The sequence below is a fragment of the Frankia sp. Hr75.2 genome, from assembly GCF_949319125.1.
Lineage (GTDB): Bacteria > Actinomycetota > Actinomycetes > Frankiales > Frankiaceae > Parafrankia > Parafrankia soli.
In genome coordinates this window covers 86591-107656 of sequence record NZ_CASGGV010000044.1, presented here as the reverse complement: position 1 = coordinate 107656, position 21066 = coordinate 86591, and the positions used below count along the sequence as shown (strand labels likewise).

The following is a 21066-nucleotide window of genomic DNA, read 5'->3' as shown; positions in this document are numbered from 1 at the left end:
GCTTTCCTCCTGTGCGTTACGGGATCAGCGTTCCGGCCGAGCCGGTGGCTGGACGGGCGGCCCGCGCGGGCAGCTCCGTCCGGCGGTGGCGCGGGGCCCGGTCGCGGCACGGGTGGCCGCGGCTCGGGCCGGGGTACTCGGGGGCAGCGGAGTACCTGGGAGAAATGTGGTGCTCGGGGACGTCGGTGCTCAGGGGCATCGGACGACCTGTCCGCAGTAGGTCAGGCCGGCGCCGAAACCGAACAGCAGCACCGGATCGCCCGAGACGATCTCGCCGGCTTCCATCATCCGGTCGAGCGCCAGCGGGATGCTCGCCGCGGACGTGTTGCCGGAGTCCACCACATCGCGGGCGACCGGCACGTCGGGGACGCCGAGGCCGCCCGCGAGCGCCTCGACGATGCGCAGGTTCGCCTGGTGCGGCACGATCGCGGCCAGCTCTTCGGGCGCCACACCGGCCCGGTCGCAGACCGTGCGCAGGGTGGGAACGAGCGAGAGTGCCCAGCGGAACACGGCCGGGCCCTCCATGCGGAACGAGTTGTCGCCACGCCCGGGAACCCGGATCGCCTCGGGCCGCGACCCGTCGTGGCCCCAGACCGCCGGGCCGATCTGATCGGTCTCGGCGGCGCCGATCACGACCGCGCCGGCGCCGTCCGCGAGCAGGATGCAGGTGGAACGGTCACTCCAGTCGGTGTAGTCGGAGAGCCGCTCGGTCGCGACGACCAGCACGTGCCGGGCGCTGCCGGCCCGCACCATGTCCGCCGCGGTGGAGACGGCGTAGCAGAAGCCGGCGCAGCCGCCGTTGATGTCGAAGGTCCCCGCGGCCGACGCGCCGAGCCGGGCGGCGACCTGCGGCGCGGTGCCCGGGATCTGGGACGGCGCCGTGCAGGTCGCCCCGATCACGGCGTCGACGTCGCGGGCGGCCAGCCCGGCGGCGGCCAGCGCCTTGTCCGCCGCGCTGACCCCCATCGCGACCGTGGTCTCGTCGTCGTCGGCGATCCGCCGGGTCGAGATGCCGGTCCGGGTGCGGATCCAGAGGTCCGAGGTGTCGACCTGCCGGGTGATCTCGTCGTTGGTGACCAGCCGGCCCGGGCGGTAGGTGCCCAGCCCCAGCAACCGCGCCCCTGTCATGAGGTCGCCCCGACCAGGGACTCGGCCTGGGTCGGCACGGCCACTCCGGCGGGGGGCAGGTACTCGGCGACGAGCTCGCGGGCGGCGTCCAGATCGGCGGGCGTCTTCACCGCGACGATCTTCGTTCCCCGCAGCTCGCGCCGGGCGATGCCGGCGAGCGTGCCGGCGGGCGGCAGCTCGATCACGGCGGTCACCCCGGCCTCGCGCATGGCGGCCAGGCACAGATCCCAGCGCACCGGTGCCGCCACCTGGGTGACCAGCCGGGTGAGGAGGTCGGCGCCGTCGTGCACCGCGGCGCCGTCGGCGTTGGAGAGCTGGCCGAGGACCGGAGCCCCGGGCCGGATGCCGCCCGCGACGGCGCGCAGCGCGTCGCCGGCCGAGGCCATGTGGTGGGTGTGGAACGCGCCGGCTACGGACAGGGGCCGCAGCTTCGTCTTCGGTGGCGGGGAGTCGGCGAGTTTCGCGAGGTCCTCGAGCGTGCCCGCGGCGACGATCTGCCCGGCGCCGTTGCGGTTCGCGGCGGTGAGGCCCATTCCCTCCAGCGCCGCGGCGACCTCGTCCGGGTCGCCACCGAGCAGCGCGGTCATCCCGGTGGGGGTCCGCGCGGACGCCTCGGCCATCGCGCGGCCACGCAGGCCGACGAACAGCAGCGCCGACTCCGGGGTGAGCGAGCCGGTGATCGCGGCGCCGGTGATCTCGCCGACGCTGTGCCCGGCCACGACGGCGCGGGCGCCGCCGGCGGGGGTCGCCGGCAGCAGGCCGAGCTGCTCGGCGGCCAGCAGCCCGTTCGCGACGATGAGCGGCTGGGCGACCGCGGTATCCCGGATCGTCTCCGCCGGTGCCTCACAGCCGATGTCGACGAGGTCCAAACCGGCCGCCGCCGACCACCAGCGCAGCCGGGACTCGACGCCGTCGAGTTCCAGCCAGGGACGGAGCTGTCCCGGCGTCTGAGCACCCTGTCCTGGTGCGAGGATCGCGAGCACGTATTCACCTAACCCCGTGTGGCCGGTCGTTGTCGCTGGCGACGAGTCACCGATGTCTCGTCGGCTCGTTGTCGGTGTCCTACAAAGCGGCAGGCTCCGACGGTGCGTTAGTGCCCCTCCATGCCTCTGGACCGGAATCCGGTGACAGGGCGGTAAATTTGCTTGGTGTGACGGTTCTCGCACCGACGGGAGGGGCCGCGCGGGCGGGTCGCGGACGGGGGTCGGGTCCGATCTGACCTGTAGGTTACGTACCGTCCAGGCGACCGAGTACCAGAGCGATGTGCAGTATGAACCGCTCGCGGTGATCGGCGGGATCGAGACCGCAGACGTCCGCGGCCTTGCGCAGCCGGTAACGCACCGTGTTCGGATGAAGGTAGAGCGCCCGGGCGGTCGCCTCCAGCGACGCGCCGAAGTCGAGGTATGCGCCGGCTGTCTCCAACAGCGGGGTGCCGGCGTGGCGCAGCGGGAGGTAGACCTCCCTGATCAGGCTCTGCCGGGCGTCCGGATCACCGGCCAGCGCGAGCTCCGGCAACAGCGCGCTCGCCGAGACCGGGCGCGGCGCCGCCGGCCAGGCGGCGACGACGTCCGCGGCGGCGAGCGCCGCGCGGGCGCACCGGGGCGCCCCGGTGAGATCGCCCGCGATCGGCCCGACCACCACGGGGCCCGGCCCGCAGGCGGGCAGCAGCGCGCGGGCGGCCTCCAGCGCGGTGTCGGCGTCGCCGGACGGCGGCGGGGTGTCGCCGCGGCCGGACCCGCCCCCGGTACCCGTCGCGGCGGACGCGGACCCGCCGACGCCGCCAGGCCCACTCCCACCGTGCCCAATCCCACCGTGCCCAACGCTGCCGGGCCCGCTTCCGCCGCTGGTCGTCGGCGGGCCCGGCGGGTCGCCGTCGTCAGGGCCGAAGGCACCGCCGACGACCATCACGAGCCGGTCGTGGTGGACCCCGGCGAGCACCTCGAGGCCGGCTCCCCGCGCCAGCCGGTGCACCTCGTCGACGGCGACCTCGGGCGAGGTCGGCGGCGCCGCGCCGACGACGACGGTGACCGACGGCGGGTTGCGCCAGCCGACCGCGGCGGCCCGCGACGGCAGGCCGCGGTCGACCTCGCCGCGCACCACGTGGTCGACGACCAGCGCCTCCAGCCGGGCGTCCCACGCACCGCGCTCCTCGGCGGCCCGCGCGTACACGACCGCGCCGGCGAACGCGATGTCCCGGGAGTAGCGCAACACGTCGGCGAGCAGCCGCTGCTCGTGCTCCGGGCCGGCCAGCGTCGGCACCTCGGCCTCGATCGCCTCGACGGCGACCCGGACGAGGTCGACCAGTCGGCGGAAGGTCACCGCCCGCACCAGCTCGCGGGGCGCGACCCGGAAGACGTCGCCGGACAGCTCCCGGGCGTGCTCGGGGCGGCGGCACCACTCGACGAACGACGAGATCCCGGCCTGCACCACGAGCTGAATGTCGGCGCGGTGCCGGGCGGACATCGCCGGGTACCAGGGGAGCACCTCGGTCATCCGGGTGACCGCCCGCGAGGCGAGCCGGCCGCTCGCCAGCTCGACCCGGCGGATCACCTCGTCGGTGGAGCCGCGGGGCGGAAGCGCGCGGCCGGCCGGTGCGCCGCCGAGGGCGTCGTCCCGCGCGGGCGGCGCGGTCCGGGCCGGCGGCACGACGTGGCCGGGCCCCGACGTCGAGGAGACGGGGGTGGAGGAGGAGAAGGAGGCCGCGGTGGCCGGCGAGAGGGACGGGGGCAGCGGAGCGCCCTCCGCCGGCGATCCCGGACCGGCCGGGGGTTCGTGCGCGGATGCCTCGCCGGACCGGTCTGCTGCCACGGCGTCGAGCATGTCACGCCGTCAGAGCTGGTCCCGATAGGTGGCGGCCCAGTCATGCACCCGAGCGACATAGGAGCGGGTCTCGTCGAAGTCCGGGATGCCTCCCGCGACGCGGACGGCGTCCGGCCCCGCGTTGTAGGCCGCGAGCACCAGGGAGATGCGATCCCCGGGCAGATTGGCCACGGCCTCGGCCAGGTGTGCCTCGTAGTGGGCCGCCGAGACGATCGCGTCGCGGGGCTCGAGGGGGTCGGCGCGGCCGTCGCCGCTGCCGTCGATGCCGAACTCCGCCCAGGTGGTCGGGAGGAACTGCATCATGCCGCGGGCGCCGGCGTGCGAGACGGCCGCGGGATCGAAGCTGCTCTCCACCCTGGCCTGCGCGGCGAGCTGCGCCGCGCTGAGGACCCCGTAGGTGGCCGCCGCGGCCTGGAACACGGGGATCAGGTCGGCGGGCACGTCGGCGAAGGGTCGTTCGAAGATGTGGCTGCATCCGGACAGCAGCGCGATCACGATGACCACGGCCAGGACCGCGGTGACGGGCGCGCGCCGGATCATGCCTCCTGTTGTCCGTTCCGTACGGGTGATGTGTCCGAGCGATTGTGGTCTTCGCCGCGGTCGTTCCAGCCGTCGCCCCCCCTCACCCGACAAGCCGTGACCGCAGCGAGCGCAGGTCCTCCTCGGGGACGCCCGCCCCGCGCGCCCAGGCGGTCGGACCACCCCATATCTCGGCGACACCGCCGAGAAAACCGCGCATGACCTCCGGCCGGCAGCTCATCTTGTCGATGGTCAGCGGATCCTCGGGCCGGTTGTAGGACGGGCGGCGGGCGAGCCGGGCGTCGACCCGGGCGATGCGCTCGTTGGTCAGGGTGTAGTCCTTGATGATCGCCTCGTCGTCGACGCCGACGATCCCGAGCAGGAGCGCCGACAGTACGCCGGTGCGGTCCTTGCCGGCGGCACAGTGGAACAGTGCCGGCCCCGTCACCGGCTGGGCGAGCAGGCGGATGGATTCGGCCACGGCGTCCCCGGCCAGGCGGAGGTAGTCCAGGTAGTGCTCGACCCGGTCGACCGAGTCGAGGTCCTTCACGATCGCGGGGAACCGGGGATCGTCCGGCATGATCCATTCGCCGGGCAGGAACGAGTGGTTGTGGTAGGCCACGTCCTCGTACTCCAGCGGGCCGCGGCCCTCCCGCGCGGCCTCCACCCGGGCCCGCAGGTCGAGCACCGTCCGCAGGCCGAACACCTCGCGCAGCCGGGCCACGTCGGCGGTGGTCAGCTCCTGCAGGGTGTCGCTGCGCAGGAAGGCGCCCGACCGGGTCAGGCGCCCGTCGGACGTCGGCATCCCGCCGAGGTCACGGGTGTTGTCAGTGCCTGCGAGGTCGAACCAGCGGTGCACCTCCCGATCATAGGTCGGCTCGGGGTGCCCCGGACTGGGGTTCGGGTGTCCTCGGTTCCACTATCGGTGGCCGGGCGGCGTCCGCACCGGCGTCGGACGGGTCGATCGGGCGGGCCGGCACCCCGGCCACGACGAGTCCGGGGCGCACGTCGCCGGTGACGACCGCCCCGGCGCCGACCACCGCCCCGGCGCCGATCCGCCGGCTCCGCACGACGCTGGCCTGCATCCCCACCCAGGCGCCGGGGCCGACCTCGACGCCACCGCCGATCCGGGCGCCGGGGGCGAGCGTCGCGTAGTCGCCGAGGCGGCAGTCGTGCGCGATGCCGGCACCGATGTTCACCAGGACGTGCCGGCCCGTCTCGATGTTGGTGGTGAGGCTCGCGAGCGCGCAGACCACGGTGCCCGGCCCGAGCTTCACGTCGCCGCCCAGGTGGGCGCGGGGATGGACGATCGTGGCCGGGCGCCGTCCGCACGCGCTGGCGTACCGGTCGATGCGGGCCCGTGAGGCCGCCGCGCCGACGCCGATCAGGTAGTCGGCCTCGAGGCTGGCCAGCAGGTCGAGCCCGCCCAGCACGGTGCTCCCGCGCCGGGCGAGCGGGTCGGGATCGACCTCGCCGTCGTCGAGGAACCCGAGGAACCGGTAGATGTCCCGGTCGCTGGCGGCGTTGACCGCCTCGACGAGGTCGAGGAGCTCGCGGCCGTGGCCGCCGGCTCCCACGATGACGAGCTGGCGTCCGAGGTCTGGCACGGGGCCGACCGTAGAGCGATGACGGCTCCCGTTCAATCGGACACTCTGAGTAGTCGATCCCGTCGGGCGGTGCCGCCCGCCTGGAGGGTGCGCCGCCACGGGATGTGCGGTATCGCCGGCCGCTTCCCTCGACTCGATTACTATGGGTATCTGATCGGTTGCTTATCGTCGCTTGATGTGCTCATGGGGAGTGATTCGGACGATGAGGGTCGTGGTGACCGGGGGCGCCGGGTTCATCGGTGCCCACCTGACCCGTGCGCTGCTGGCCCATGGCTGTGAGGTGGTCGTGGTCGACGACCTCAGCACCGGAGCCCGGTCGAACCTGCTCGGCCTGCCCGCGCGCCTCGTCCTCGGCAGCGTCACCGACCGTGAGCTGCTGGAGGACGCCTGCACCGGGGCGGACAGCGTCGTCCACCTGGCTGCGCGGCCCTCCGTCGAGCGCTCGCTGCTCGACCCGCTGGCCACCCACCACGTCAATGCGACCGGCACACTGACCGTGCTCGACGTGGCGCAGCGGGGCGAGACCCACGTGGTGGTCGTCTCCTCCGCTCTGGTGTACGGGACGTCCGGCGGCCGCCCCCAGACCGAGGACGACCCGCCGCGTCCGACCAGCCCGTACGCGGCCAGCGCGCTGGCGGCCGAGGGGTACGCCCTGGCGCACCAGGCGAGCTTCGGGCTGCCGGTCCTGGTCGCGCGGCTGTTCAACGTCTACGGCCCGTACCAGCCGGCCCGGCGCGCCCACGCCGCCGTCGTGCCGTCGTTCATCGACGCCGCGCTGCGTGGACGTCCGTTGCCGGTGCACGGCGACGGCCGGCAGACCAGGGACTTCACCTACGTCGAGGCGGTCGCCGGGCTGCTGGCCGACGCGGCCTGCCGCCGGCTGGCCCACCCCGGGCCGGTGAACCTGGCGTTCGGGACGAGCACCGACCTGCTGGCGTTGGTCGCCCACCTCGAGGACATCCTCGGCCGCCGGCTGGACGTGGCGCACGGCGCGCCGCGCGCCGGGGACGTCCGCGACTCGTGCGCCCGCCCGGACGCCATGCACGCGCTCTTCGGCTCCGTCGAGCGCTCTGACCTGCGGGCGACCCTGGAGGAGACCGTGCACTGGTACCGGGAACGCCTCGGCGAGGCCCCCGGCGCCGCGCCCAGATCCGCGGACACCCCCCACCGCTGACCGTCACTGCCGGCTCACCCGACCCGAGCCTCGGGCGGCCCGTCCTGGCGCGGCTCGTCCTGGCGTGGACCGGCCTGGCGCGGCACTTTCGGCGTGGGCTGTTCGGCGGCCAGCCGGGCCAGCGTGGCCCGGATCAGATCCGGCGCCGCGTACGGGTCGACGTCCCGGACGGCGGCCGGGTCCAGCGGCGGCACCGGTACCTGCGAGATCAGCGGGTGTCGCGGCCGGGAGTCCCACTCGCCGGCGCCCAGCAGCTCCTCGTGCAGCTTCTCGCCCGCGCCGAGCCCGGTGTAGACGATGTCCACCGGCGCGGGCGCGCGGGCCGCGATGCGACGGGCGACGTCCGCGATGCCCACCGGTTCCCCCATGTCGAGGACCAGCGCCTCGCCGGCCGAGCCCAGCGCCCCGGCCTGCAGGACGAGCTGGACGGCCTCCTGGACGGTCATGAAGTAGCGGGTCACCTCCGGGTGGGTGACCGTCAGCGGCCCTCCCGCGGCGAGCTGGCCGGCGAAGACGGTCAGCACCGAGCCGTTGCTGCCGAGCACGTTGCCGAAGCGGACGCTGACCAGCACCCCCGGCGCCTGCCCGGCGACGTGGGCGGTGAGGCGCTCGGTGATCCGCTTGGAGTGGCCGAGCACGCTGCTCGGGTTGGCGGCCTTGTCCGTCGAGATGTTCACCAGGCGCCGCACCCCGCAGGCGACCGCGGCCTCCAGGACGGTCAGCGTCCCCCACAGGTTCGTCTTCACCGACTCACCCGGGAAGCGCTCCAGCAGCGGGAGGTGCTTGAGCGCCGCGGCGTGGAAGACGACCTCGGGCCGGCGGGCGGCGAACAGCGAGGTCATCAGCTCGGTGTCGCGGATGTCGCCGAGGACGATCGCGTCGTCCTCGAGCATCGCCCGGCCGTGCAGCGAGAGCTGGACGGCGCGCAATGCCGACTCGTCCCGGTCCAGCATGATCAGCTCGGCCGGCCCGAAGACGTGGATCTGCCGGCACAGCTCCGATCCGATCGACCCGCCGGCGCCGGTCACCAGGACGCGGCGTCCGGTGAGGTACCGCTCGGCGGCTGTCATGTCGGTCTGGATCTGCCGCCGGCCGAGCAGGTCGGCGAGGTCGAGATCGCGGATGTCCGCGACGCCGACGGTGCCGTCCACCAGGTCGACGACGCGGGGGAGCACCTTGACGGCGAGCCCGGCCGGTTCGGCCAGCGCGCTGATCTCCCGTAGTAGGGCCGCGTCCGCGCTGGGGATCGCGACGAGCAGGGTGCGTGCGCCGGTGGATGCCGCGACGCCGGCGATCGCGTCCCGGCCGCCGCGGACCCGCACCCCGGAAAGCTGCAGGTTCCAGGTCCGCTGGTCGTCGTCGAGCAGCGCGACCGGGTAGTAGGGGCTGCTCGGCGTGCGCAGCATCGCGGTGAGCACCATCTGCCCACCGTCGCCCGCGCCGAAGACGATCAGGGGCTCGGCCGCGTCCGGGGCCGGCCGGCGCAGCCGCTCCTCCGTCAGTCTCCACAGGTAACGGACGCCGAACATCAGTACCAGGGTCACCGCCCCGCCGAGCGGCGGCACGCTGAGCGGAACCGGCCGGGGCGCGCCGAACGCCATCACCACGACGAGCACCCCGAGGACGGTGAGGGCCACCGTGACCAGGATGCCCAGCACCTCCTCGAACCCGCCGAACCGGTACCGGCCCAGGTAGAGGTGCAGCGCCGTGCCCAGGAAGTGGAGCAGGCAGGTGGCCAGGAAGACGATGACCCAGAAGCTTGGGTCGGCCAGCGCGGCCGGGTCGAGGTCGAGCCGGCCGACCTGGGCGGCGGTGAACCCGAGCGCGAGCGCACAGACGTCCAGGACGATCTGGAGCCCGACCCGCTGACGGAGATTGAGGCGCGACACGCGCCGTGCGACCGCTGTCATCCACAGACCGTGACGCGATCCGTCTACTCTACGTCTCCACATGAGGCCATAGAGTAATTGCCACTGTGCGTAAATGGACGACTACCGGTGCGGTACGTTGTGTCTGTTGAGTGTCACGGTGAGTGTTCGGGAGAGGTCCCGGGAGGGTGGTCGGCGAGTGGAACTGCGCGACTACGTGCGCGTCCTGCGTCGAAGCTGGTTGCTCGTGCTGACCTGCGCCCTGTTGGGAGGTCTGCTTGCGGCGACGGCGACCTGGCGCGCGACCAAGATTTATGCGGCGACGGTGACGATGGTCGTCTCATCGTCCGGCAGCGATGAGGGCATGGCGTCCGCCTACCAGGGCGGACTGCTCTCCGAGCAGCGGGTCAAGTCCTATGCGAACCTGGTCGCCAGCGAGCGGGTCGCCGCCGCGGTCATCGACCAGCTCAACCTGGACGACAGTGCGTCCCAGCTGCGCGGGCGCATCGAGGCGCAGGCCGTGCCGGACACCGTGCTGCTGCGCGCCGTCGTGCGCGATGCCGACCCCCACCGCGCGCAGTCGATCGCGGACGCGGTCGGTGAGGCGTTCTCCGCGGCCGTCGCCCGGATCGAGAGACCGGCCGAGGACCAGCCGCCCTCGGTGCGGGTTCGAGTCTGGGAGAAGGCCAAGCTCCCGGCGGCGCCGGTCTCCCCCCAGCCCGTCCGCAACATCGCGCTCGGGGTGCTGCTGGGGCTGATGATCAGTATCGGCGCCGCGCTTCTCCGTCACCGGCTGGACACGAGCGTCACCGGGGAGTCGGACGTCAGGGCGGTCACGGGGCTGCCGAACCTGGCGATGATCGCCTACGATGCGGGCGCCGGCCGGCGACCGCTGATCATCCACGCCAACCCCCATTCGCCGCGCGCCGAGGCGTTCCGCCAGCTCCGCACGAACCTGCAGTTCGTGGATGTGGACACCGCCCCCCGATCGATCCTCATCAGCAGCTCGTTGCCGGGGGAGGGAAAGACCACGACGATCTGTAACCTCGCGATCATTCTGGCTCAGGGCGGAGCCCGTGTGTGCCTCGTCGAGGGTGACCTGCGGCGGCCCTCCTTCGGCGAGTATCTGGGAATCGAGTCCGCGGCCGGGCTGACGTCGGTGCTGATCGGCGCGGCCGACCTCGACGACGTGCTCCAGCCCTGGGGCGAGGGCCGGGTCGGCGACGGCCGGGTCGAGGTGCTGCCGAGCGGCCCCGTTCCGCCGAACCCGAGCGAGCTGCTCGGATCCCGCAACATGGCCGACCTCATCGACGTGCTCTGCACCCGCTTCGACTTCGTCCTCATCGACGCCCCGCCGCTGCTGCCGGTCACGGACGCCGCCGTGCTGGCGACCCGGGTAGACGGCGTGCTGCTGGTCGCCAGGGCGGGACGGACGCGGCGCGAACAGATCCGCCGCGCGGCGGATGCGCTGCGGGCGGTGGACGCGCGCGTGATCGGAAGCGTTCTCAACATGGTGCCGACCAAGGGAGCGGACGCCTATTACTACGGGCGGTACGAATACGCCCCGCGGGCCCGGCACGCGCGTTCCGGTGACAGGAGCGGAGTTCGCCTTCCCGGCGCCACCGACCGCGGGCTGCGCCCGGCCGGCGTGGCAGCCGCCCCCGTCTCGTCCACGGACACGCGCCCGGCGTCAGGCCCGGCGGGTGTTCCGTCCGCTGGAGCGCGGACACCGGCCACGTCCTCGCCGGGCGGGTCCTCGACCGGCGAGCTCGGGGCCGCCGGTCGCAAGGCCGTGAGCCGGAGGGCTGGAGCCGGATCGCGGTCGGCCGCGAAGGGATCGGCGCAACCACCGTCCGCGACCCGTCCCGGCGCCGCGCCCGGTGTCGAGAGCTCGCGAGGCGGCGTCCCGGTGGCCAGGGGATCAGCTCCTGAGGAGGCGGCCCCCGCGGGTGGCGCGGGCGGCTCGGGTCGTGCGCCGGCCGGGTCGGGAGTTCCCGTATCGACAGCGGCGGGTCCGGCGGAGGTGGCCAGCGGTTCCACGTCGCCGGCCACGGCGGCGAGTGCCGTGCCGTCGGTCGCCGGGTCGGCGGGCGAGTCCGCGGTACCGCCGGGGGCGTCCGTGGGACGGGCACGTGAGAGCGGCGCGGGGGAGCGTGAGAATCCGCCGGTGGTCGAGATCGTCACCCAGCGGGAGCCGGAGGACCGCACGGCGCCGCTCGCCTACGGCGCGTCGGATCATGGTTCCGACCGTTCCGCGGACCGGTGAGGGAGCCGTTTTCGGGGGAAACGGAGCACACGAGTGACAGTGGTGGGGGGCCTGCGGTCGTTCACCGGGCCGGGGAGGAGGATCGCCGTCCGTCGCCGGTTCGGCGCGGGTGGCGACCGGACCGGCGGGTCGTAGCGGGCGGCGCCGTGCTGTTCGCCCTCCTGCTGATGTTTGGCACCTGGATCGTGGTGCGAGGCCTGCTCGCGCAGTCCCATCTCGAGGCCGCCAGGGCGCAGATCTCCCGGCTGCAGGCCACTGTCGCGAACGGTGCGGTGCCCGAGGAGGCCGAACTGCGCCGGGCCATCGACGAGGTCGCCGCGCGCACGGAGGCGGCCCGGTCGCTGACGTCTGATCCGCTGTGGTCGCTGGCCGGGCACATCCCGTTCGCCGGCTGCCCGCTGCACTCCAGCGCGGCACTCGCCGCCGCGCTGGATGACGTGGCCACCGACGCGCTGCCGTCGGTCGCCGAGCTGGGCGACGGGCTGGCCCCGTCCAGCCTGCGGTCGGGGACGGCCGTGAACATCCGCGCGCTGGCCGCGGCGCGGGCGCCCGCCGAGCGGGCGCGTGAGGCCGTCGGCTCGTTCGACGCCGCGGCGCGGAGGGTCTCCGGGTGCGGCTGGCTCGGCGGTGCCCTTGGCCTCGACGAAGCCCGCGGGCAGGCGGTCGCCACTGCTTCCCGGTTGTATGGCGCGCTCGACACGCTGGTCCTGGGGGCCCGGCTGGGGCCGGGCATGCTCGGAGCGGACGGGCCCCGCCGCTACCTGCTGGTCGTGCAGAACCCGGCCGAGTCGCGGGCGAACGGCGGCATCATCGGCGGGTTCGGCGTGTTGACGGTCACCGAGGGCCAACTGGAGCTCGACAACATCTCGGGTAACGGCAGCCTGCCCGGCGGACCGACGCAGGCCCGGCCGGCCACCGACCTGTCTCCGGAGTTCGAGGCGCGCTACGGCGGGTTCTGGCCCGCGCGCGTGTGGGCGAACGCCAACCTCACGCCCGACTACCCGACCGTGGGGCGGCTGTACTCCGGGCTCTACCGCGCCGGCGCGGGGACGGCGCTCGACGGGACGATCAGCCTCGACCCCACGGCGCTGTCCTATCTGCTGGCGGCCACCCGCCCGGCCGTCCTCCCCGACGGCCGTGTGATCCCGGCGAACGAGCTCGTGGAGCTGGTCGAGTCCCGGGTCTATCAGGAGATCGACGACGTCGCGGGGCGTGACGAGTTCTTCGCCATGGTCGGTGAGGCCGTCTACGAGGCGGTTATCTCGGACACGGGTGCCGCGGGCAGTACGGAGGACCTTCTCCGGGCGCTGGCTCGAGCCGCCCGCGAGGGTCGACTCCAGGTGTCAAGTAACCACGCCGATGAGGAGGAGGTAATTTCGTCGACCGCGCTGGGTGGGGCGCTGCTGGATGTGCCTGGCCCGTTTCTGGGGGTCGTCACGCAGAACGCGACGGCGAGCAAGCTCGACTACTGGTTGCGGCGCCGCACCACCTACCGCATGGAGCGCCAGCCCGATGGAACCGGACGCGCGATGATCACTGTTCGGCTGACGAACGTGGCGCCGGAGGGTCTGAGCGACTACGTCCGTAACCGCCAAGACGTCGACATCCCCGGCTGGAAAAACGAAGAGGCGCAGAACAACCTGTGGGTCTCCCTCTATACGGGGCGCGGGAGCTGGTTCGTCGACGCCCGCCTCGACGGCCAGCCGGTCGCGCTGACGTCGGGTGAGGAGCGTGGCCATCCCGTCCTGTCGACATATCTGACGGTCGATCGGGGGCAGACCCGGACGCTGCAGGTGCGCGTCCTCGAGCCCGCCGCTGGCCCGACACTCGCCGTTCGTACTCAGCCTCTGACGGTTCCCGAGCAGCTGGTGGTAGAGGGCCTGCCGACCACTTCGGTTTGGTCGCGCAGGGTCGCCAAGTAGGTGCGGAGCGTTCTAGACACGGATGGTGACTCTCTGTAGTCTCCCTGTAGTCAATCATCCGACTGCTTGAACGAATCATCCGCAGGGAGAGTGTCTGAATGAAGTTCCGAACTCTCGGCGTCGCGCTGGTGGCGGGCGGCGGGCTGGCGCTCGCCGCGCTGCCGGCTTCTCCAGCGGCGGCATTCGATGACAAGCCCGATCGCAAGCCGTACCCGCCGGTTCACTGCTCCGGACCCATCGGGGAGGGCACTGTCAGCAAGTCGGTCCTTTTGGTGGGCGAGGCCGCGGTGTTCAGCGGGTGCGGCTTCTGGCCGGGGTCGCGAGTGAATATCGAACTGAACGGCGTATACAAAACCACGACGCAGGCCAACGGGTCCGGTGCGTTCAGCGTACCGATCACCTTCCCCACGGCGGGCACGCAGACGCTCGCCGGTATCGGCCAGACCGCGCGCCACACGGCCGCCACATCGCCGGCGGGAATCCTCCCGGATCCGACCCTCTCCGACGAGCCGCTGGTCGAGGAGACCGACCCGGAGACCCTCGAGCCGGACCTGACCCTCTCCGACGAGCCGCTGGTCGAGGAGACCGACCCGGAGACCCTCGAGCCGGATCAGATCGCCTCGCCGGTTGCGGCCGACCCGTCGCAGCTCGGGCTCGCCTCTGAGCTCGCGCCGCCGCGGGGCCCACACAAGGACACCCGCATAGTCACCGCGACGGTGCTGGTCATCGGCCTCGGTCAGGGCGGTATCACTGGCCTGCCGTTCGACCCGGCCCTGGTCGGGAACTGGATCAGCCACGGGGGCGGCTGGGGCCTCGGCGATCACGACAGGGACGACTCGTGCTTCGGTGACGGCTTCGACAAGGACCGTGACCATGTCGACGGAGCCAGAGACGACAAGTTCGACGAGCGCCGTGACGACAAGTTCGACGGCGAGCGCCGTGACGGACTCGCCGCTCCAGTGGCCACCCCGCTGGCCGACGGGTGGAACGACAAGGACGGGTGGAACGACAAGGATGACAGGCGCCGCGACGGTGACTGCATCATCGCCGGTGGTGTGGTCGGTGTCGGCGGTGTCGGCGGTGTCGGTGGTGTCGGCGCGGGTGCGGGAGCCGGCGGGGCCGGCGGGGCCGGCGGGGCCGGTGGGGCCGGTGGGGCGCTGCCCTTCACCGGTGTCGAGACCGGTGCCATGGCCTCCATCGCCGTCGCGCTGCTCGGCGGCGGTGTCCTGCTTCGGGTCGCCGCGCGTCGTCGCAGGCTCGCCGGCCGGGCGCAGGGCTGACCCGACGCACCGGGAGAGGTGATCCGGCACCACGTCTGAGAGGCACGGGCCGTCCGCGCGAACCTGGCGCGGGCGGCCCGTCGCCGTCCTCGGGGATCTGTCGGTGCGGCGGATCTACCAACCCCAACGGGTCGACGGGCGCCGACGGGCCCAACGGGTCGAGCGGCTCCAGCGGGTCGAGCCGGACCAGGGGGCCGACCTGCGCAGCGGGTCGAACGGGGCCAGCTCGGGTGGTGTCCGCCCCTCGACCAGTGCCTCAGCCACCAGCCGCCCGGTGATCGGGCCCAGGGTGATGCCCCACATCCCGTGGCCGCCAGCCACGTGCACCCGCGGTGAGGATGTCGGCCCGACGAGCGGCAGCCCGTCCGGCGTGCACGGGCGCGGGCCCACCCACTCCAGTGTCCGCGAGCGCAGGTCGACCCCGCGCAGCAGCTCGCCCGCGGCCGCGGCGATCGCGTCGACGCGGCGCGGGTCCGGCGCGGCGTCGGGACGGCGGAACTCCATCATCCCGGCGATCCGCAGGCCGTCCCCGATCGGGGTGCAGGCCACCCGGGAGGCCGGGAAGTAGATCGGCCCGGTGGGCGGCTTCTCCACCGCGGCGGTGAACGAGTAGCCGCGGCCGGCCTGCACCGTCGACCGCACCCCGTAACGGGCCGCCAGCCGGGGCAGCCAGGCGCCGGTCGCCAGCACCACCGCATCGAAGTGCACAGGTGGCTCGGTGTGGTCGGCCAGCGCGAGCACCACCCGGGAGCCCAGGTCGATGACCTTGTCGACGCCGACTCCCTCCCGGATGATCCCGCCGCGCTCGCGCACCGCGTCCGCCAGCGCGGCGACGAACCGGCCCGGGTCGCAGTAGCGCTGCCCGTGCACCTGGACGACGTGGGTGATCTGGTCGGAGAGCAGGGGAGCGAGGTCCCGCGCTGTCAGTGGATCAAGCGCGACCGCGTCCACCGGCTGGCCGCAGGCCCGGACGTCGTCGAGCTCGGCGAGCAGCGCGTCGGCGCCGCGCTGGTCGCGGTAGCAGGCCAGGAACGGGGCGGCGGCCCGGGTCGGCGCGGCCACCCCGCCGTCCGCGAGGTCGTCGAAGGCGTCCAGGCTGCGCCGGGTCAGCGGGGACAGCGCCCGCATCGCCGCCCGCCACCGGTCGTGCGTACTGTGCGCGACGAAGCCGGCGAGGAAGCGGCCGAGCGCCGGGTCGGCCGCCGGCGGCAGGTAGACGGGGCTGTCCGGCCGGAGCAGCATCCGCAGGCCATAGCGCAGCACGGCCGGTTCCGGCAGGGGCGTGGCCAGCCCCGGGGTGAGCCAGCCCGCGCTGCCCCAGGACGCGCCGGCCCCGCCCCAGACCGGACCGGGCGTCACCCGGTCGCGTTCGAGGACGGTGACGCCGACCCCGCGTTCCTGGAGGAACCAGGCCACACAGAGCCCGACCATGCCGCCGCCGACGACGGCCACGTGGTCGGGGCGTGGCCCTGCGGAGCGCGCCCTGGGGGCGGAGGAGATGACATGCGCGGGACGAGGGTCCACGACCGAAGATGTTCCCGCCCGTGGGCCGTTCAGCCCTCCGGCCGCCGAAACAGCCACCAACCGGGCACCTGCGGGCCACCCCGCCAGGTGGGCGGGGCGGCCGGCGTCGAGTGGCGCGGGCGGGCGGGCGCCGGGCGGGCGGGCGGCGCGGTGTGGGTGGGACGGCGGCTACCGCCGGGTGACGGCCCGCAGGTACTCGCGGTTCAGGTTCCCGATGCTCGTCAGCGGGATGCCCTTCGGGCAGGCCACGGTGCACTCACCGGTGTTGGTGCAGCCGCCGAAGCCCTCGGCGTCCATGGCCTCGACCATGTTGCGGACCCGGGTCTCGCGCTCCGGGGCGCCCTGGGGCAGCAGGTTGAGGTGGGTGACCTTGGCCGAGGTGAACAGCATCGACGACCCGTTCGGGCACGCCGCCACGCAGGCACCGCAGCCGATACAGGTCGCGTTGTCGAACGCGGCGTCGGCGACGGGCTTGGGCACCGGCGTCGAGTGCGCCTCGGGCGCGCTGCCGGTGACCACCGAGATGTAGCCGCCGGCGCCGATGATGCGGTCGAAGCTGGAGCGGTCGACGACCAGGTCCCGCACGACCGGGAAGGCACCGGCCCGCCACGGCTCGACGTCGATGACATCGCCGTCGTTGAACGAGCGCATGTGGAGCTGGCAGGTCGTGGTGCGGTCACGCGGGCCGTGCGCCTGGCCGTTGATGACCACTCCGCACGCGCCGCAGATGCCCTCGCGGCAGTCGTGGTCGAAGGCCACCGGATCCTCGCCCTCGAGGATGAGCCGCTCGTTGAGCACGTCGAGCATCTCGAGGAAGGACATGTCCGGGCTGACGTCGGGCAGGTCGTAGGTGACCATGGCACCGCGGTCCTCCGGGCCGCGCTGCCGCCAGATCCGAAGGGTGAGGTTCACGGTCGGGGCTCCTTCGAGTGCTGTGGGCTCGTCGCGCGGCGCGCGGACGTCCATGATCGCGCCGCCTGTGGCGCGGGGAAGACTGATGGCGGGAAGCGGGGGAGGGGCGCGTCCGGAGCGGCCGGCGGCCGCTGGCTGCTCCGGACGGGACGTGCCCGCGGCCGCCCGGGCTCACCCGGTGGGACGTGTGCCGGCCGCCGCTGGCAGCCCCGTCGCCGGCCGCCACCGTACCGCCCCACATCGGGGCGACGGGCGGCGGCCGACCAGGAGGATCACGAGTAGTTGCGCTGGGCCAGGTGGACGTAGTCGAACTGCAGCGGCTCCCGGTGCAGTACCGGGGCCCCGCCGGTGTACTCCCACGCCGCCGCGTAGGCGAAGCGCTCGTCGTCGCGCAGCGCCTCGCCGTCCGGGGTCTGGCTCTCCTCGCGGAAGTGGCCGCCGCAGGACTCGGCGCGGTGCAGGGCGTCGATGCACAGCAGCTCGCCGAACTCGAGGAAGTCCGCGATCCGGTTCGCCTTCTCCAGCGACTGGTTCAGCTCGCCGGAGTCGCCTGGGACCTTCACCCGCCGCCAGAACTCCTCGCGCAGCTCCGGGATGCGGGCGAGCGCCTTGCGCAGGCCCGCCTCGGTGCGGCCCATGCCGCACTCGTCCCAGATGAGCTCGCCGAGCTCGCGGTGGAACGAGTCGGGCGTGCGGTCGCCGTTGATCTCCAGCAGCCGGCCGAGCCGGCCGGTGACCTCGCCGACCACGGACGTCACCGTCGGGTCGTCCAGGCTGACCGAGCCCAGCTTGGTGCTGGCGATGTAGTTGCCGATCATGGGCGGCAGGACGAAGTAGCCGTCGGCCAGGCCCTGCATGAGGGCGCTGGCGCCGAGGCGGTTCGCGCCGTGGTCGGAGAAGTTGGCCTCACCGATCACGAACATCCCGGGGATGGAGCTCTGCAGGTCGTAGTCGACCCACAGCCCGCCCATCGTGTAGTGGACGGCCGGGTAGATCCGCATCGGGACCTTGTACGGGTCCTCGCCGGTGATCCGCTCGTACATCTCGAACAGGTTGCCGTACTTCTCGCGGACCTTGTCCTCGCCCATGCGCTTGATGGCGTCGGCGAAGTCGAGGTACACACCGAGCCCACCCGGGCCGACGCCGCGGCCGTCGTCGCACTGGTACTTCGCCGCGCGCGACGCGATGTCACGCGGGACCAGGTTGCCGAAGGCCGGGTAGATCCGCTCCAGGTAGTAGTCGCGCTCGGCCTCGGGGATCTGGTCCGGCGAGCGGGTGTCGCCCTTCTGCTTGGGCACCCAGATGCGGCCGTCGTTGCGCAGCGACTCGCTCATCAGCGTGAGCTTGCCCTGGTACTCCCCGGAACGGGGGATGCAGGTCGGGTGGATCTGCGTGTAGCAGGGGTTGGCGAACAGCGCCCCGCGCCGGTGGGCCCGCCACGTCGCCGTGGTGTTGGAGCCCTTGGCGTTCGTGGAGAGGAAGAAGACGTTGCCGTAGCCGCCGGTGGCGAGCACGACCGCGTCCGCCAGGTACGGAGTGATCTTGCCGGTGACCAGGTCGCGGGCGACGATGCCCCGGGCCCGGCCGTCGATGACGATCAGGTCGAGCATCTCGGTGCGGGGGTGGATCTCCACCCCGCCGGCGTCGATCTGGCGGGACAGCGCCTGGTAGGCGCCGATCAGCAGCTGCTGGCCCGTCTGGCCCCGCGCGTAGAAGGTCCGCTGGACCTGCACGCCGCCGAAGGAGCGGGTGTCGAGCAGGCCGGAGTACTCGCGGGCGAACGGCACGCCCTGCGCGACGCACTGGTCGATGATCTGCGTCGAGATCTGGGCGAGCCGGTAGACGTTGGACTCGCGGGCGCGGAAGTCGCCGCCCTTGACCGTGTCGTAGAACAGCCGGTAGACGGAGTCGCCGTCGTTGCGGTAGTTCTTCGCCGCGTTGATGCCGCCCTGCGCGGCGATCGAGTGCGCGCGCCGGGGCGAGTCCTGGAAGCAGAACTGGATGACGTTGTAACCCTGCTCGGCCAGGGTCGCGCCGGCCGCGCCGCCGGCGAGGCCGGTACCGACCACGATCACGGTGTGGCGGCGGCGGTTGGCGGGGTTGACCAGCTTGGCGGCGAACTTGCGCCGGTCCCAGCGGGTTTCGATCGGGCCGTCCGGGGCGGCGGTGTCGACGATGTCGTCGCCCACCGTCCAGTAGGAGCCTCCGCCAGAGCCGAGGGAGGTCGTCTCGGGCATCTCAGTCCACCAATCCGGCCAGCACGGCGATGGGAACGACCATGAAACCCGCCGAGAGGAGGACCGCCAGCACGGTCGCGACGGCCTTCAGGTTCTTTTCCCGGGCCGCACTGTGCACGCCGAGGGTACGAGCAGCGCTCCAGAATCCGTGATGGATGTGGAGACCGAGCGCTAGCATGGCGATGATGTAGAAAAGTGTGACCCACCACACGGAGAAGCTGGACACCACGTTGTCGTAGGCGGCGCCCTCAACCCCGTTGCGGTTGAGCGTCAGAGCCGTGAAATCGAGGAGGTGGTAGATGATGAACAGGCCGATGATGATGCCGCCGTAGCGCATCGTGTTCACGGCGTAGCTCGCCTCGAGCCGCTGCCGGTGCGAGTACTTCTGCGGCCGGGCCCTGAGGTCGCGCCGGCTCAGCTGGTACGCCGACGCGGCATGCAGGACCACCGCCCCGAGCAGCAGGGCTCGCATGACCCAGAGGAACCAGGCTCCGTGGAGCGCCGGCACTCCGATCGAGCGCAGCCAGTGCGCGTACTCGTCGAAGCTCTCGCGGCCGAAGAAGATCTTCAGGTTCCCGAGCATGTGGGCGAGGAGATAGAGGAGCATCACCGCCCCGGTGACGGCCATCACAGCCTTCTTGCCGATGGTGGACCGCCAGAAGATGCCTACGGGGGACGTAGGCCGCGCGTCGTTCGTTACAGCCACGTTGGGAAACCCTAAGGACAACTCTCCGAGTGGTCCAAGACATGATGGGCCTGATCTCGATAGCCAGTAACTATCGTCGGCTACCCTAAGGTGTGCAGCTCCATCAGCTTGCGTATTTCGTGGCCGTGGCCGAGACCAGGCACTTCACCCGTGCGGCCGAGCGTGAGCACGTAGCGCAGCCGTCCCTCTCGCAACAGATCCGTGCCCTGGAACAGGAGCTGGGTAGTCCCCTGTTCAACCGAATGCGGGGGAACATCACACTCACTCCGGCAGGGGAGACACTGCTCCCGCTGGCACGAAGGATCCTCGCCGACACCGAGACGGCCCGCCGTCAGGTGCAGGAGCTGCTCGATCTGCGGCACGGCACCGTGCGGCTGGGCGCGACGCCGAGCCTGTGCACCGGGTTCCTGCCCGAGGTGCTGCACGCCTTCCACCTCGACTACCCGGGCATCCGGCTGCTCGTCGAGGAGGGCGGCTCACGCGATCTCATCCGCGACCTGGCGCAGGGCCACCTCGACCTGGCGCTCATCATCCTTCCGCTGCACAGCTCGGATCCGGCGCTGTCGACCACGCCACTGCTGCGCGAGGACCTGGTCGTCGTCACGTCCGAGAACTCCCCGCCGCCGGCGCGGGACGGCCACCTCCAGGTGTCCGACCTGCGCCACCGCCCGCTGGTGATGTTCCGCCGGGGCTACGACCTCCGGGAGTTCACCGTGAGTGCCTGCCGGATCGCCGGCTTCGAGCCGACCTTCGCGATCGAGGGCGGGGAGATGGACGCGGTGGTCGGCTTCGTCGAGGCCGGGCTGGGTGCCGCGGTGATCCCGAGCATGGTCGCCCGGCGCCAGCGGCTGCGTACCACCGCCTTCGCCCCGCCCGGTCTGCACCGGACGATCGGGCTGGCCCACCGCCGTGACGTCGAGCCGCCGCGGGCGGCCCAGGAGCTGCGGCGCAGCCTGCGGGCCTACCTGAAGAGCACGGCCGAGGCCGGAACGCTCCCGCCGGGCACGGATCTCCTGCCCGGCTGACACGCGTCTCCCGGTTCGGATGACGTACGTCTCCGGGCTGGATGAAACGCGTCCGCTGGCCTGGATGGCACACGCTCT

At 72.8% G+C, this 21066-nt stretch carries 17 protein-coding genes; 5 read left to right on the top strand and 12 right to left on the bottom strand.

From position 1 onward, the window contains the following. Positions 1-16 precede the first annotated feature (16 nt). The 7 genes from AC559T_RS05285 to AC559T_RS05255 form a co-directional block, all read right to left on the bottom strand. A complete protein-coding gene (locus AC559T_RS05285; RefSeq protein ID WP_498867952.1) occupies positions 17-199 on the bottom strand; it encodes a hypothetical protein in 183 nt (60 codons plus the stop codon). Further along, the gene (locus AC559T_RS05280) at positions 190-1128 is read right to left on the bottom strand and encodes a beta-ketoacyl-ACP synthase III (RefSeq protein WP_498867951.1); all 939 of its coding nucleotides are present in this window, start codon (positions 1126-1128) and stop codon (positions 190-192) included. Before AC559T_RS05280 ends, AC559T_RS05285 begins: the two co-directional genes overlap by 10 nt. Next, entirely contained in the window at positions 1125-2111 is a 987-nt protein-coding gene (locus tag AC559T_RS05275) for an ACP S-malonyltransferase (RefSeq protein ID WP_498867950.1), read from the bottom strand. The genes AC559T_RS05280 and AC559T_RS05275 overlap by 4 nt, the downstream gene beginning before the upstream one ends. Positions 2112-2355: 244 nt before the next feature. Then, positions 2356-3948: a PucR family transcriptional regulator gene (locus tag AC559T_RS05270; RefSeq protein WP_498867949.1), complete on the bottom strand. Its 1593-nt coding sequence runs from the start codon at positions 3946-3948 to the stop codon at positions 2356-2358. A gap of 9 nt (positions 3949-3957) precedes the next feature. Beyond that, positions 3958-4488 carry a transglycosylase SLT domain-containing protein gene (locus tag AC559T_RS05265; RefSeq protein ID WP_112106390.1) on the bottom strand — a complete coding sequence of 177 codons (531 nt, stop codon included), beginning with the start codon at positions 4486-4488 and terminating at the stop codon, positions 3958-3960. Between the two features lie 82 nt (positions 4489-4570). Then, complete coding sequence (locus tag AC559T_RS05260) at positions 4571-5326, bottom strand: tyrosine-protein phosphatase (protein ID WP_498867948.1); 756 nt, start codon at positions 5324-5326, stop codon at positions 4571-4573. Between the two features lie 7 nt (positions 5327-5333). Continuing rightward, positions 5334-6074, bottom strand: coding sequence for a NeuD/PglB/VioB family sugar acetyltransferase (locus tag AC559T_RS05255; RefSeq protein WP_071061306.1), 741 nt, complete (start codon positions 6072-6074; stop codon positions 5334-5336). A gap of 202 nt (positions 6075-6276) precedes the next feature. On the opposite strand from AC559T_RS05255, the gene AC559T_RS05250 reads away from it, so the two are divergent. Further along, the gene (locus AC559T_RS05250) at positions 6277-7248 is read left to right on the top strand and encodes an NAD-dependent epimerase/dehydratase family protein (RefSeq protein WP_112106398.1); all 972 of its coding nucleotides are present in this window, start codon (positions 6277-6279) and stop codon (positions 7246-7248) included. A 14-nt stretch (positions 7249-7262) separates the two neighbouring features. On the opposite strand, the gene AC559T_RS05245 is transcribed toward AC559T_RS05250, so the two are convergent. Then, entirely contained in the window at positions 7263-9200 is a 1938-nt protein-coding gene (locus AC559T_RS05245) for a polysaccharide biosynthesis protein (RefSeq protein WP_498867947.1), read from the bottom strand. A gap of 115 nt (positions 9201-9315) precedes the next feature. On the opposite strand from AC559T_RS05245, the gene AC559T_RS05240 reads away from it, so the two are divergent. The 3 genes from AC559T_RS05240 (at position 9316) to AC559T_RS05230 (ending at position 14584) form a co-directional block, all read left to right on the top strand. Next, the gene (locus AC559T_RS05240; protein ID WP_498867946.1) at positions 9316-11382 is read left to right on the top strand and encodes a tyrosine-protein kinase domain-containing protein; all 2067 of its coding nucleotides are present in this window, start codon (positions 9316-9318) and stop codon (positions 11380-11382) included. A 167-nt stretch (positions 11383-11549) separates the two neighbouring features. Further along, positions 11550-13304 (top strand): DUF4012 domain-containing protein, encoded by a 1755-nt coding sequence (locus AC559T_RS05235; RefSeq protein WP_498867961.1) that lies wholly within the window; start codon positions 11550-11552, stop codon positions 13302-13304. A gap of 98 nt (positions 13305-13402) precedes the next feature. Then, positions 13403-14584 (top strand): hypothetical protein, encoded by a 1182-nt coding sequence (locus AC559T_RS05230; protein ID WP_498867945.1) that lies wholly within the window; start codon positions 13403-13405, stop codon positions 14582-14584. Positions 14585-14698: 114 nt separating this feature from the next. On the opposite strand, the gene AC559T_RS05225 is transcribed toward AC559T_RS05230, so the two are convergent. From AC559T_RS05225 to AC559T_RS05210, 4 genes are all read right to left on the bottom strand, one after another. Continuing rightward, complete coding sequence (locus tag AC559T_RS05225) at positions 14699-16036, bottom strand: NAD(P)/FAD-dependent oxidoreductase (protein ID WP_498867960.1); 1338 nt, start codon at positions 16034-16036, stop codon at positions 14699-14701. Positions 16037-16276: 240 nt separating this feature from the next. Beyond that, the gene (locus AC559T_RS05220; protein WP_020458904.1) at positions 16277-17020 is read right to left on the bottom strand and encodes a succinate dehydrogenase/fumarate reductase iron-sulfur subunit; all 744 of its coding nucleotides are present in this window, start codon (positions 17018-17020) and stop codon (positions 16277-16279) included. A gap of 272 nt (positions 17021-17292) precedes the next feature. After that, entirely contained in the window at positions 17293-19257 is a 1965-nt protein-coding gene (locus AC559T_RS05215; protein WP_498867944.1) for a fumarate reductase/succinate dehydrogenase flavoprotein subunit, read from the bottom strand. A gap of 1 nt (position 19258) precedes the next feature. Beyond that, positions 19259-19921, bottom strand: a complete 663-nt coding sequence (locus AC559T_RS05210; RefSeq protein WP_498867959.1) for a succinate dehydrogenase cytochrome b subunit — start codon at positions 19919-19921, stop codon at positions 19259-19261. Between the two features lie 134 nt (positions 19922-20055). On the opposite strand from AC559T_RS05210, the gene AC559T_RS05205 reads away from it, so the two are divergent. Beyond that, complete coding sequence (locus AC559T_RS05205; RefSeq protein WP_112104692.1) at positions 20056-20988, top strand: LysR family transcriptional regulator; 933 nt, start codon at positions 20056-20058, stop codon at positions 20986-20988. The last annotated feature ends 78 nt before the right edge of the window (positions 20989-21066 follow it).

What these genes read in the sequence shown, in the direction of transcription:
- AC559T_RS05285 (WP_498867952.1), bottom strand. Translation starts at nt 199, where the DNA reads ATGCCCCTGAGCACCGACGTCCCCGAGCACCACATTTCTCCCAGGTAC.
- AC559T_RS05215 (WP_498867944.1), bottom strand. Translation starts at nt 19,257, where the DNA reads ATGCCCGAGACGACCTCCCTCGGCTCTGGCGGAGGCTCCTACTGGACG.
- AC559T_RS05235 (WP_498867961.1), top strand. Translation starts at nt 11,550, where the DNA reads ATGTTTGGCACCTGGATCGTGGTGCGAGGCCTGCTCGCGCAGTCCCAT.
- AC559T_RS05270 (WP_498867949.1), bottom strand. Translation starts at nt 3,948, where the DNA reads ATGCTCGACGCCGTGGCAGCAGACCGGTCCGGCGAGGCATCCGCGCAC.
- AC559T_RS05280 (WP_498867951.1), bottom strand. Translation starts at nt 1,128, where the DNA reads ATGACAGGGGCGCGGTTGCTGGGGCTGGGCACCTACCGCCCGGGCCGG.
- AC559T_RS05230 (WP_498867945.1), top strand. Translation starts at nt 13,403, where the DNA reads ATGAAGTTCCGAACTCTCGGCGTCGCGCTGGTGGCGGGCGGCGGGCTG.
- AC559T_RS05250 (WP_112106398.1), top strand. Translation starts at nt 6,277, where the DNA reads ATGAGGGTCGTGGTGACCGGGGGCGCCGGGTTCATCGGTGCCCACCTG.
- AC559T_RS05265 (WP_112106390.1), bottom strand. Translation starts at nt 4,488, where the DNA reads ATGATCCGGCGCGCGCCCGTCACCGCGGTCCTGGCCGTGGTCATCGTG.
- AC559T_RS05245 (WP_498867947.1), bottom strand. Translation starts at nt 9,200, where the DNA reads ATGTGGAGACGTAGAGTAGACGGATCGCGTCACGGTCTGTGGATGACA.